This window comes from Pedobacter sp. SYSU D00535 (genome assembly GCF_017355855.1).
Taxonomy (GTDB): Bacteria; Bacteroidota; Bacteroidia; order Sphingobacteriales; family Sphingobacteriaceae; genus Desertivirga.
The window spans coordinates 675,200-686,446 of sequence record NZ_JAFEWD010000002.1; the positions used below are offsets into that span (position 1 = coordinate 675,200).

Annotated in this window: 14 protein-coding genes; 9 read left to right on the top strand and 5 right to left on the bottom strand. The window is 42.2% G+C overall.

Annotated features, from left to right (window positions below; all coding sequences use genetic code 11):
• Window positions 1-11: 11 nt before the first annotated feature.
• The 4 genes from J4N23_RS07590 to J4N23_RS07605 all read left to right on the top strand — a co-directional run bounded on the left by J4N23_RS07590 (window position 12) and on the right by J4N23_RS07605 (window position 1,992).
• The gene (locus J4N23_RS07590) at window positions 12-158 is read left to right on the top strand and encodes a hypothetical protein (RefSeq protein ID WP_207426413.1); all 147 of its coding nucleotides are present in this window, start codon (window positions 12-14) and stop codon (window positions 156-158) included.
• Between the two features lie 49 nt (window positions 159-207).
• Window positions 208-354, top strand: a complete 147-nt coding sequence (locus J4N23_RS07595; RefSeq protein WP_207425006.1) for a hypothetical protein — start codon at window positions 208-210, stop codon at window positions 352-354.
• A 47-nt stretch (window positions 355-401) separates the two neighbouring features.
• Window positions 402-548 carry a hypothetical protein gene (locus tag J4N23_RS07600; protein ID WP_207425007.1) on the top strand — a complete coding sequence of 49 codons (147 nt, stop codon included), beginning with the start codon at window positions 402-404 and terminating at the stop codon, window positions 546-548.
• A gap of 73 nt (window positions 549-621) precedes the next feature.
• The gene (locus tag J4N23_RS07605; protein WP_207425008.1) at window positions 622-1,992 is read left to right on the top strand and encodes a dipeptidase; all 1,371 of its coding nucleotides are present in this window, start codon (window positions 622-624) and stop codon (window positions 1,990-1,992) included.
• Between the two features lie 38 nt (window positions 1,993-2,030).
• On the opposite strand, the gene J4N23_RS07610 is transcribed toward J4N23_RS07605, so the two are convergent.
• Window positions 2,031-2,567 carry an SOS response-associated peptidase family protein gene (locus tag J4N23_RS07610; RefSeq protein WP_207425009.1) on the bottom strand — a complete coding sequence of 179 codons (537 nt, stop codon included), beginning with the start codon at window positions 2,565-2,567 and terminating at the stop codon, window positions 2,031-2,033.
• A 145-nt stretch (window positions 2,568-2,712) separates the two neighbouring features.
• On the opposite strand from J4N23_RS07610, the gene J4N23_RS07615 reads away from it, so the two are divergent.
• Both J4N23_RS07615 and J4N23_RS07620 read left to right on the top strand, forming a co-directional pair.
• Window positions 2,713-2,952, top strand: coding sequence for a hypothetical protein (locus J4N23_RS07615; protein WP_207425010.1), 240 nt, complete (start codon window positions 2,713-2,715; stop codon window positions 2,950-2,952).
• A gap of 289 nt (window positions 2,953-3,241) precedes the next feature.
• Window positions 3,242-4,132, top strand: coding sequence for a polysaccharide deacetylase family protein (locus J4N23_RS07620; RefSeq protein ID WP_207425011.1), 891 nt, complete (start codon window positions 3,242-3,244; stop codon window positions 4,130-4,132).
• Between the two features lie 45 nt (window positions 4,133-4,177).
• On the opposite strand, the gene J4N23_RS07625 is transcribed toward J4N23_RS07620, so the two are convergent.
• Window positions 4,178-4,435, bottom strand: a complete 258-nt coding sequence (locus J4N23_RS07625) for a hypothetical protein (RefSeq protein ID WP_207425012.1) — start codon at window positions 4,433-4,435, stop codon at window positions 4,178-4,180.
• A gap of 237 nt (window positions 4,436-4,672) precedes the next feature.
• Here J4N23_RS07625 and mnmE point away from each other — a divergent pair, with 237 nt between their 5' ends.
• The 3 genes from mnmE to J4N23_RS07640 all read left to right on the top strand — a co-directional run bounded on the left by mnmE (window position 4,673) and on the right by J4N23_RS07640 (window position 8,031).
• Window positions 4,673-6,031: a tRNA uridine-5-carboxymethylaminomethyl(34) synthesis GTPase MnmE gene (mnmE, locus tag J4N23_RS07630; RefSeq protein WP_207425013.1), complete on the top strand. Its 1,359-nt coding sequence runs from the start codon at window positions 4,673-4,675 to the stop codon at window positions 6,029-6,031.
• 297 nt (window positions 6,032-6,328) lie between these two features.
• Entirely contained in the window at window positions 6,329-6,919 is a 591-nt protein-coding gene (locus J4N23_RS07635; RefSeq protein WP_207424950.1) for a helix-turn-helix domain-containing protein, read from the top strand.
• A complete protein-coding gene (locus J4N23_RS07640; RefSeq protein ID WP_207424951.1) occupies window positions 6,916-8,031 on the top strand; it encodes a site-specific integrase in 1,116 nt (371 codons plus the stop codon). The genes J4N23_RS07635 and J4N23_RS07640 overlap by 4 nt, the downstream gene beginning before the upstream one ends.
• Before the next feature lie 258 nt (window positions 8,032-8,289).
• On the opposite strand, the gene J4N23_RS07645 is transcribed toward J4N23_RS07640, so the two are convergent.
• From J4N23_RS07645 to J4N23_RS07655, 3 genes are all read right to left on the bottom strand, one after another.
• Window positions 8,290-9,408 carry a family 43 glycosylhydrolase gene (locus J4N23_RS07645; RefSeq protein WP_207424952.1) on the bottom strand — a complete coding sequence of 373 codons (1,119 nt, stop codon included), beginning with the start codon at window positions 9,406-9,408 and terminating at the stop codon, window positions 8,290-8,292.
• A gap of 86 nt (window positions 9,409-9,494) precedes the next feature.
• Window positions 9,495-10,649 (bottom strand): glycoside hydrolase family 105 protein, encoded by a 1,155-nt coding sequence (locus tag J4N23_RS07650; RefSeq protein ID WP_207424953.1) that lies wholly within the window; start codon window positions 10,647-10,649, stop codon window positions 9,495-9,497.
• Window positions 10,650-10,853: 204 nt separating this feature from the next.
• Complete coding sequence (locus tag J4N23_RS07655) at window positions 10,854-11,201, bottom strand: hypothetical protein (protein ID WP_207424954.1); 348 nt, start codon at window positions 11,199-11,201, stop codon at window positions 10,854-10,856.
• Window positions 11,202-11,247 lie beyond the last annotated feature (46 nt).

An 11,247-nucleotide genomic window follows, 5' to 3' on the forward strand; every position in this document is an offset into this window, starting at 1 on the left:
AGACTAAGAATATGAAAAAAACACTATTTGCCCTTGCCCTCGTAGTTGTTGGATTCTCATCCTGCAAGAAAGAAGAAGAAGTAAAACCAGCTGAAAGCCAGCCAGAATCAACCGTAATGACAGGCGGAATAGGTGACAAGACCTATGGCTGGGATTAAGTATTAGGAAGCATAAACAGATTACACCAAACACAAAAAGACTAAGAACATGAAAAAAACACTATTTGCCCTTGCCCTCGTAGTTATCGGATTCTCTTCCTGCAAGAAAGAAGAAGAAGTAAAACCAGCTGAAAGCCAGCCAGAATCAACCGTAATGACAGGCGGAATAGGAGACAAGACTTATGGCTGGGATTAATTATTAGAAACACAACAGATTACGCTAAACATAAACAGACTAAAAACATGAAAAAAACACTATTTGCCCTTGCCCTCGTAGTTATTGGATTCTCTTCCTGCAAGAAAGAAGAAGAGGTAAAACCAGCTGAAGGTCAGCCAGAATCAACCGTAATGACCGGCGGAATAGGTGACAAGACATATGGCTGGGATTAAACAGTCTCAAATTTTTTCCTTACCTAAATCAAACTGCTATGCATGCAGTTATATTTGCTGAAAATAGTCTCGTATGCAAGAAATCAAAAAATACGTAGAGGAAAATAAACAGCGGTTTTTGGATGAGTTATTCGAGCTGCTGCGTTTTCCGTCGATCAGTGCAGATCCAAAATACAAAGAGGATGTATTAAAAACGGCCGAGTATGTAGCTGCAAAGCTACAGGCAGCGGGGGCAGAACAGGTAGAAGTGTGCTCCACGGCCGGTTACCCAATTGTATATGGAGAAAAGATAATTGATCCAACCAAACCGACGGTACTGGTGTACGGGCATTATGATGTACAACCAGCGGATCCTTTGGAGCTTTGGGAAACTCCTCCCTTTGAGCCGACGATAAGAGAGGGGAAGATATTCGCCCGGGGAGCCTGCGACGACAAAGGTCAATTTTACATGCATGTGAAAGCATTTGAAATCATGATGCAAACCAACTCGCTTCCGTGCAATATCAAATTTATGATTGAAGGAGAAGAGGAAGTCGGGTCGAGCAATCTGGATAAGTTTGTGGCGGCAAATAAAGAACGATTAAAGGCGGATGTGGTCCTTATTTCTGATACTGCCATGATCAGTCTGGAAAATCCTTCCCTGGAGACCGGTTTGCGTGGCTTGTCGTACCTGGAGGTAGAGGTTACAGGCCCTAATCGGGACTTGCACTCGGGCGTTTACGGCGGTGTAGTGGCTAATCCGGCAACTATCCTTTGCCAGATGATTGCCTCTTTACACGACCAGAATAATCATATCACCATTCCTGGTTTCTATGACGACGTGGAAAGTCTGACGGAGGAAGAGCGGGAGATGTTAAACGCAGCTCCTTATAACGAAGAGGTATATAAAAAGGACTTAGGCGTGGAGGATGTATGGGGCGAACTTGGTTACACAACCATCGAACGAACCGGCATACGGCCAACATTAGAGGTAAATGGTATCTGGGGGGGGTACATTGGAGAGGGGGCAAAAACGGTTCTTCCGTCCAAGGCTTACGCCAAGATCTCAATGCGATTGGTTCCCAATCAGAGCTCAGAAAAAATCACACAATTATTTAAACAACACTTCGAAAATATTGCACCGAAATCGGTGAAGGTGAAAGTAAGTCCGCATCATGGGGGAGAGCCTGTAGTTACTCCTACAGACAGTGTTGCATTCCGGGCTGCAGAAAAAGCAATAGAGGAATCATTTGGTAAGAAGCCGATTCCTACACGGGGTGGTGGAAGTATTCCTATTGTAGCGCTGTTTGAAAGGGAACTTCAAATTAAAACAGTATTGATGGGCTTCGGACTGGATAGCGATAACCTGCATTCGCCCAATGAGAAATACGATATCGCCAACTACTTCAAGGGGATAGAGACCATTCCTTTGTTCCATAAATACTTTGCCGAACTGAGCAAGTAATAGACAAAGAAGCCGCCATATAAAGGCGGCTTCTTCGTTTAAACGCGATTCAGTATTTCTTTCTTCTGCAAGTCATCAGTAGGGTGAAGCCAAGCCTGCACTTCTTCTTCCTTTAAAAACAGTGGCACTCTCTCAAGCTCGGAAGGCGCTTCGTGAGGAGCTGCCTCCGTCAGAAAGGTACAGCTGTATAGGGTGGTGGCCATTAAAGGGTCCTCGGTAGCATCCCAAACAGCCGCGATGTAAGCAGGTGAACCACCATAAGGATTATACGACGTCCGACTTCCTTCCTGGTCCAGCTTATCATACGAGTTACAAATAATCACACAGTATTTTTTTCCTTCGATCTTCTGGAGCAGTTCCTCACGATCGAAATGTTCTGAAAGTCCATCCTCCGAATTTTTATTTAAAGGAAAATACTGCAGGCGCCCGGGGCAGTCATCCGTGATAACAGGGACAGAGTAGCTGTAAGTGGCCTCAGGTTCGGCCATTTCCAGTTGTCCGTCGTACTCTAAACCCAGTTTTTGCATAATGACACCCGTTGCCGGGATGTTCAGTTTTTCTTCAATAGAATTCATAGTTTCTTTAACATATCACACTCTTTTTTGTTATTAACAAGAGCGCAAGCAAATTGCTCGGAAGAGAAATTTCATTTCAATTAATTGGCATAAGAATTGGTAAACTTTCTATAATTAATTAAACATCTATCTAACAAGAAACATTATGGCAACTAATTTCAATCCTGAACACTCAGAAGGTCCTGTAGCGAGAGCAATTGAAGAGCAAACTGCAAAACTTCCTTCAGACCTGTTCCTGTGGACTGCCGGCGCTGCGATTGCAACGTCATTAGTACTGCAGGTAATAGGTAAAAAGCCTAAAAGTCTATTTGTTGGCCAATGGGTTGCACCATTCCTGCTTTTAGGTCTTTACAATAAATTAGTTAAGTTGGAAGGACACGACTAACAGTAAGAGAGCCGGTATTTTTTATCGGCTCTTTTCATTTTTACACAATGTCAAGCCTGTGATGGTAGTTTATGCAGCAGCTATTACTTTAGCCGCATAATCTCGGCTACATAGATACTACAATCCACTCAGCGCCAACTATCCCTTGCTTTCATCTTTCAATCCTGACTTGCAGTATTACTTTCGCCCAGTCGAAGGAGGAGACCGAAGAAAAGGGAAGTCACAATTCTCGTATTTAGCCGGCTAAATCATATTCTTTTCCACTACTTTTGCAGCTTTGGAAATACTTATGATTTATAACAAGGCACTTACTTTTACGCTTTTAGCCTCTTTATTTTTGGCCACTGCCTGCCAGCAAAGCAAAACAGTTAGTTCGGAGAACAACAACGAGAACGCGGCAGTCGCGGACAGTATCGGCGCTGCTTCTGCACCCGTTCAGCAAGCAAGGACCCAACAGGAACGAAAGCCGGCAGACGCAGCCACCATTCTTGCCAGAAAGCAGGTACCTATCTTGTGTTACCACCAGGTGAGGGATTGGAGAGCCACCGATTCTAAGACAGCTAAAGATTACATTACCCCGGTAAGTACCTTCAAGCAACATATTAAAATGCTTGCAGACAGTGGTTATCAGACGGTTCTTCCTGATCAGGTTTACAATTACCTGTTGTATGGAGATCCACTTCCAGCAAAGCCCGTGATGATAACATTTGATGATACGGATCTGGATCAGTTTACCGTTGCTGCTCCTGAGTTGAAGAAGTACGGTTTCAAAGCCGTCTATTTCATCATGACCGTTTCCATTGGCCGCATGGGAAAATATAAGTACATGAATAGTGAGCAAATTAAACAACTATCGGACGAAGGAAATGTGATCGGTAGCCATACATATGATCATAAAAACGTGAAGAAATATGTAGCGGAAGACTGGGTGCAACAAATAGAAAAACCAACAAAGCGACTGGAAGAAATTACAGGCAAGAAGATCGAGTACTTTGCTTATCCCTTTGGCTTGTGGAACGAGCAAGCGATACCAGAACTTAAAAAAAGAGGCTTTAAAGCCGCGTTTATCCTCTCGACTAAAAGAGATGAGAACGATCCCTTATATACCATTAGAAGAATCATTGCCAGCGGTTACTGGAGTGCTAAATCACTTCATAACAGTATGGTTAATAGTTTTTAGTAGGACGAAGGCTGAAGAAATTCAGCCTTTTATATTGATTTACTTTTAGATATCCTCGTTCAGCTGCTCGTTCAACAGTGCTTTGATTTCATCAATATCCCGCGGGAAACCTTCAGGACTTCCCGGAGCCACCAGGTCTGCACTGTCTGTCTCCAGGATCCGTTCCAGATCCTCACGATCAGCGGCCAGAATAATCGTCTCGCCACCAGCATTAAAAGAGTCAGAGATACTTGCATCGATCTCCAACAGGTTGATGATTTTTGTCAGGCTTTCTTCATATTTAGGGGACAATTCAATGTGCATAAGCGGACGTTTCTTTTGAGGATTAACAATTCGAAGCCGAAAACGTTCGTACAAAACTGTCTCAAATTATCCTGGTCAGAATTGGCTCGCGGGTTTCTGCTTCCCGTCGTCACCACTGATTGGGCTAGCAACAGCCAGATTCTTTTATCATATGAGTAGATGAGGCGATCAGATGAAACAAGCGCAGGAAAGCAACCGCTCTTAGCAAAATATTTGCGAACTTTGCCCGCACTCAGTATGACAAACTCCGACACTATCGTAGCGCTCGCAACGCCTTCGGGACTAGGCGCAATAGGCGTGATCCGGCTTTCCGGGCCGGACGCAATTGCCATCGCCAATAGCGTTTTCAAAGGCAAAAACCTTTCTCAACAGGCATCCCATACCATTCATTTTGGAACAATCCGCGACGGAGAAGCAATCCTCGACGAGGTACTGGTTTCGCTCTTTATTGCTCCCCACTCTTATACCAGGGAGAACGTGGTAGAAATCTCCACCCATGGGTCGCCCTATATCATCGAAAGTATGATCAAGCTGATGATCAGGAAAGGAGCAAGGGCAGCCCAGCCGGGAGAATTTACGCTGCGGGCGTTTCTCAATGGCGGGATGGATTTGTCGCAGGCAGAAGCTGTTGCCGACCTCATTGCATCCAACTCTCAGGCTTCTCACCAGGTAGCACTCCAGCAAATGCGAGGCGGCTTTTCAAACGAACTGAAGGTGCTTCGCGAGCAGCTGATCAATTTTGCTTCTCTTATTGAGTTGGAACTCGATTTTTCGGAGGAGGATGTAGAGTTTGCCAACCGCGATCAGTTGAAGCAACTCATCCTGCAGATCACCCGAGTGTTAACGCGGTTAATTCGCTCCTTCGAACAGGGCAACGTAATGAAGAACGGAGTACCGGTAGTAATTGCCGGAAAACCGAACGTCGGGAAATCAACACTACTAAATGCGCTGCTGAATGAGGACCGCGCAATAGTCTCTGACATTGCCGGAACGACCCGGGATACTATCGAAGATGAGATGACGATTGGCGGTATCTTGTTCCGCTTTATAGATACGGCTGGAATCCGCGAAACGGAGGATTTTATAGAAGCGAAGGGCGTGGAGCGCACGCTCGAAAAAATGAAACAGGCAAAGCTGATCATTTACCTGGTGGATCCGTTGCAGAAGCTGGAAGAGATCAGGGAACAGATAAGCGAAGTGGAGCAACTCCAGATTCCCCTCGTAGCAGTAGTGAATAAAAGCGATCTGCTGAGTCCGCAGGAACAGTATGAGTTCGCCCAGTTGAATCCCAACTTCATCTCGGCCAAAAATAAGGAAGGAATAGACGAACTTAAGGACGAAATCCTGCGCAAAGTAAACCTGCACAACATCAGCACCGACGATGTGCTGGTAACCAATATCCGACACGTCGAAGCACTCCAGCGAACACTGGATTCCCTCGAACGCGTCCTTCATGGCATCGACAATCCGGTAACATCCGATTTTCTCGCTATGGACATCAAACAGGCTCTACATTACCTGGGTGAGATTACGGGCACAGTCACAACAGACGACCTGCTCGATAATATCTTTTCCAAGTTCTGTATCGGCAAATAGATAGTATAAACAAGTACCAGTAGAAACGAAAAAATGCAAGAAAGCCGCTTAACACTGTGTTAAGCGGCTTTTTTTATGTTGTTTATTCGTAAATATTTAGTGTTGTTTGGATTGATTTTGTACCCTATTTGTACCTCATTCTAGTTTTGAATGAGAGCAAATTCAATGGGAGAAATTAGTTCCCTTAGCGACACTTAACGACCACTAACGACGACTAACAACCTCTAAAAGGGCACTTAACAACAGCTGATTACTGCAATGTAGTTTTTATAAGTTAAACGATAAATAAGTGCAAAAATGAGCTCAAACATTCAAGTAAAAAGGATTTGTCAGCACTGTGGAGTGGAATTCCTTGCTAAAACTACTGTTACGCAGTATTGCTCTGACCGCTGTGGAAAGAGGGCGTATAAACAAAGGATAAGGGATTCAAAAATTCAGAAGAGTGATCAGGAAACAGAAGAAAAAAAGCTCGTCCCCCTTTTAGAATTGAAAGACAAAGATGTCCTTACGGTTAAGCAAGTTGCAACATTATTGAAATGCTCAAGACGAGCAGTGTCAAAGATGATTGACTCTGGAAGATTGGCAGCAATGAAGTTCAGCGAAAGAAATACTAGGGTTAGACGCTCTGATGTAGAGGATCTCTTTCAATGTCAAATGCCAGAGGTTGTTTTCAGGGTTGATCCCCCTCAAATCAAATTTAAAGTTGAAGATTGCTACACGATTGCGGAAGCTGAAAACCTATTGGGTATGTCTTCGGCTGCAGTATATCATTATATCAAAAGAAACAAGATCCCAAAGTTTCAAGAAGGTCGGTATGTGTACGTGCCGAAAAAGATGATCGATTCATTAGCAATTAAAAAATCTCCTCTTTCAACCTCAAAGTCATGAAGGTAACTTTAAGAAAACGCGCGATTTCTAACGGACGTAAAGCCTTATATTTAGATTATTATCCTGCCTTTGTTCATCCTCATACTGGAAAGTTATCCAGGAGGGAACATTTAAAAATATACATTTATGATAAACCCAAGGATGCTCTTGAAAAGAAGCATAATAAAGAAACCTTAGCTTTAGCTGAAAATTTACGAGCAAAAAGACAGCTGGAAATTCAGAATAAGCAATTTGATTTTATTTCAGACAGCAAGAGAAATGAAAGTTTCCTGGAATATTTTAGAATGAAAGCTGAAAAGAGACGAGGCCCGAATTACTATAACTGGGATATGTCGGTTCGGTATCTTGAAGCTTTTGCAGGAAGTGGCGTTCGCTTCTTGGATTTGAATGAAGTATTTTGTGAAGAATACAAAGATTATATCTTGTCATCGCCTGCGATAGGCAACAGAAACAAGAAAATATCCTTCAATACCGCTGCAAGCTACTACGCAAAATTTCGGAACGTAATTAAGTCAGCATTTAAAGCCAGGCTATTAGTCACAAATCTTTACGAGTTAGTTTCTGGTATCGCAGAGAAGGATACACATAGGGAGTTTCTTACAATTTCAGAATTTCAGAAACTAGCTTCAACAGAATGTCAAGATCAGTCAGTGAAAGCGGCAGCACTATTTTCAGGATTGACTGGTTTGAGATTTTCTGATATTTATGCATTAAGATGGTCACAAGTGCGGGGCTCGCAAGGAGATTACCATTTGCAGTTTAGTCAGATAAAAACTTCTGGAGCTCAAAATCTTCCTATATCAGACCAGGCATACAGTTTATTAGGGGAACGCCTTGGCCCCGATCAAAAGGTATTTCAAAAGTTAAGCTATCATAAGATGAGAACTGTTTTGCAAAGATGGCTGGACGCAGCTCAAATCTCAAAGAAGATTACCTTTCATTGCTTACGTCATACATACGCAACCTTACAACTAGCATCTGGAACAGATATTTATACTGTTTCCAAGATGTTGGGACATAAGAATGTGAAGACTACGCAGATATATACTAAGGTAATTGATGATAAGAAGAAGGAAGCTGCAAATAGGATTAAACTGGATTTGACGAATTGAAAGATGCTGTTGTTGCAGCATTATCTCGAACATCATGCTCTAATTTTTAGCTAAATAGCTTAAAACTGCCAGCTCAAATTTGTTTTAACTGTAAGCTCCTCCATTCACTAGTATCGCTCTGGCTTTTTAAGAAAGCGTCAGCAATCAGTATTTTGAGGAGCTTATTTACATGCTTTAAAAGCTTATTGCAAACCGGTATTCAATACATATTTCTAAACAACAGTGAAGAGAGTAAGGAAGGCAACGTTGTTAACCCTTTTATTTCAATTTTTTTGCGCCTTTTTTCAATACAAAATCAGGTTGTTTGGAAGCTACCTTTATTAAGCCCTGCTTATCAAATTCTACTTTTACAATCCCCGGTTTTTCTCTCCAGGGCGCCTGGTTATCATTTCCAAAGAAACAGCTATACCAGTTTCCCGACTTATCTTTGAAATAGTTAGTACCGCCGCCGCAAGGAACTGCCTCATGCCTGTTCTGATAAGGACCATAGATATTATCGGATACCGCCGCCATACTGCTATATCTTCCCTGGTAGGAATCCGCTGCGGTTAAGTAATATTTCCCGTCCTTTTTAAATAGGAAAGCGCCTTCATGTCCTATATCCTGACAATCGCGACGAAGTGAACAATTAGATGCATGGTTTTTAGGGTTCAGGTCTGGATTAATCAGCACGGGCTTTTTCGGCTCTTCTGCCAAGCCACTCATATCATCCTTCATGCGTGCAATCCAACCGCCGCCCCAAACAAGGTAAACTACACCGTCTGTATCTTCAAACAAAGTAGCGTCTATATCACCTAGTAATCTGGCATCATTTGCAAGTGCGTTAACATAAGGGCCTTCAGGCTTGCCAGACACGCTTTTGAGTATTCCCCTATCGCCGGGGGGCATGCTTAAAGTGATATAGTAGTTTCCTTTAATGTATCTTAATTCCGGTGCCCACAACGCTCTTACTCTTTTTTTGTGGAAACGCCATTCCTTCTGCCAAGTCGCATCTTTATCAAACGACCAAACTAAGCCCATATAGTCCCACCTTTTTAGATCCTTCGATTTCCATAACTCAACGCCATCGTTGTGATCCCATATGTCATCCCCGGTAGAGCCTGTGAGGTAATAATTTCCGTCTCCCCCTAAAATAACAACCGCATCCCTGATCTGTGCTTCAATTATCGGCTTTATATTTGGAACAAGACCGGCTTTCACAGCAGAGCCAGTTACTTTTTCATTGACTTTTAGAAAATTCTTTCCTGGAGGATTTTCTTTCAGCCCGGGTCCACTAATGCCTAGATTCGTAGTTCGGGCGGATGTTACCTGTGTTTGTGCTTGCGCCTTCAGCCAAAGGCCTAAAATTGCAGTTAAAATGATTCCTGTTTTTTTCATATATTATCTAAGTGTGAATTGAAAAGACGTGAGAGTAAGGTTAATCCTGTTAAAGCTTGAAGTTGTGTAGTTTGTAGCCACTTTTGTCATCTGTTGAGGTACAAACATCCCATGATAAATGGACCTGTTGCCTTTGCGTCATTGTCTTTAACTCGTTCATTAACATAGTAATTTACACTGCCATCGCGATAGGGGCTGCCTCCAAGGCCCGCTACAGCGCAGCATTTGGTTAAGGTTAATGTACCGTCTGCATTTTTCCTGATTAAGTTTTTCATGATGCCACTATAAGCTCTTTCAGAAATTTCCAGGTACTTTTTATCCAGATAACCCATTTTTACCGCTTTTGCATAGCTGTACATAAACATTGCTGATACAGAAGCTTCGTGATAATTTCCCTTATAATTAGGCTTGTCCAATACTTGAAACCATAATCCATTTGCATCCTGATATTTGGGAAGCGTATCTGCTAGCTCTTTTATGATTTGTATCAGATCTCTACGCTGTGGATGATTTTTGGGAACAAAATCAAGAACATCAGTTAATGCCATGAACCACCAGCCAATACTTCGTCCCCAAAAGTTTGGAGAATGCCCCGTTGTTTTATCCGCCCACATTTGTTTTCGACTTTCGTCATAAGCATGATAATACAAGCCCGTTTTAAAATCGTAGGTTCTCTTAGCTGTTACCAAAAATTGATTTACTACATCATCAATTAAGTCTGGCTGATCGAACGTAACAGCATATTCTGCTAGAAATGGATCTGCCATATAAATACCGTCCAGCCATATTTGATGAGGATAAGCAAGTTTATGCCAAAACACCCCTTCAAGCGTCCTGGGATGTCTTTTCAATTGGCTCACTAGCAAATCCATTGCTAGCTTATACTTTTTTTTGCCTGTCTCCTTATATAACTCGAATAAGATTTTGCCTGGATTAATATAGTCTAGATTGTAGGTTTCGATTTTATACTGATGAATTTGTCCTTGGTCGTTTATCAGGGAGTCAGCCCATTGCTCAACGTACTTAAAGTATTTCGGATCTTTAGTAGCCTTCCACACTTTCAAAATTGCCAAACATCCAAGGCCTTGAGCATAACCAAAGTATAATCTTTTTCCATGGTCCAACTGCCAGGCTTGCGGAAAACGCTTTATTTCTGAATCAGCAAATAGAGTCCCCGTTTTCTGGGAAAAAACTTCCTTCAAGCTGAAAAGACAAATGAATATTAGAAAAACTTTTTTCATTAAAACGACATCAATCACTGTTGCAGATTTTTTTCAAACCTACGCTGTTACGCTTTTTTAATGTTTAGAAAATTGGTGAAACCGTTTCAAAATTTGACAAGGGTGCGGTAACGTATTTAATATTCAAGTTGCAGAAACTGTCTGGCGCTGCGTATTAATTAACCCTTATAGGCATTGGGTTCTACAGGGGAGATAAGTTATCACTTACGGCATCCAAGTATTGGTTTGATTATCATCGCTGATTGCAAAAAGCAATTCTTTGGAGCACAGTTTAATATTAAGACTAATAATGTTAGAGGCGGCTGGAGAATTGCAGTAGAGAGATAGTTTGCAATCAGTAGTGTCTAACCTAGTTTCATTGACGTTTTGCGTTCCGCACATTTCGTTTACAAAGCGCGATAAGAAGAATTCCACTTCTTCTACCTGTCTTGCCGTTTCAAAAATTTCTACAGGTATTTTCTTACAATATAATCGGTAAACAGTTATTAAAATCGCTTTCGCGTCAGTATTTGAAAGATTTTCACCAGAATTTAAAAGTCCGCCGATCAGCAAATCTCCAACTTTACACTCAATCTAATCAACATCCCTTGTTGAAAAT

Coding starts and splice junctions, on each gene's coding strand:
- J4N23_RS07640 (WP_207424951.1), top strand. CDS start 6,916: ATGAAGGTAACTTTAAGAAAACGCGCGATTTCTAACGGACGTAAAGCC.
- J4N23_RS07620 (WP_207425011.1), top strand. CDS start 3,242: ATGATTTATAACAAGGCACTTACTTTTACGCTTTTAGCCTCTTTATTT.
- J4N23_RS07635 (WP_207424950.1), top strand. CDS start 6,329: ATGAGCTCAAACATTCAAGTAAAAAGGATTTGTCAGCACTGTGGAGTG.
- J4N23_RS07645 (WP_207424952.1), bottom strand. CDS start 9,408: ATGAAAAAAACAGGAATCATTTTAACTGCAATTTTAGGCCTTTGGCTG.
- J4N23_RS07590 (WP_207426413.1), top strand. CDS start 12: ATGAAAAAAACACTATTTGCCCTTGCCCTCGTAGTTGTTGGATTCTCA.
- J4N23_RS07650 (WP_207424953.1), bottom strand. CDS start 10,649: ATGAAAAAAGTTTTTCTAATATTCATTTGTCTTTTCAGCTTGAAGGAA.
- J4N23_RS07610 (WP_207425009.1), bottom strand. CDS start 2,567: ATGAATTCTATTGAAGAAAAACTGAACATCCCGGCAACGGGTGTCATT.
- mnmE (WP_207425013.1), top strand. CDS start 4,673: ATGACAAACTCCGACACTATCGTAGCGCTCGCAACGCCTTCGGGACTA.
- J4N23_RS07615 (WP_207425010.1), top strand. CDS start 2,713: ATGGCAACTAATTTCAATCCTGAACACTCAGAAGGTCCTGTAGCGAGA.
- J4N23_RS07625 (WP_207425012.1), bottom strand. CDS start 4,435: ATGCACATTGAATTGTCCCCTAAATATGAAGAAAGCCTGACAAAAATC.
- J4N23_RS07595 (WP_207425006.1), top strand. CDS start 208: ATGAAAAAAACACTATTTGCCCTTGCCCTCGTAGTTATCGGATTCTCT.
- J4N23_RS07605 (WP_207425008.1), top strand. CDS start 622: ATGCAAGAAATCAAAAAATACGTAGAGGAAAATAAACAGCGGTTTTTG.
- J4N23_RS07600 (WP_207425007.1), top strand. CDS start 402: ATGAAAAAAACACTATTTGCCCTTGCCCTCGTAGTTATTGGATTCTCT.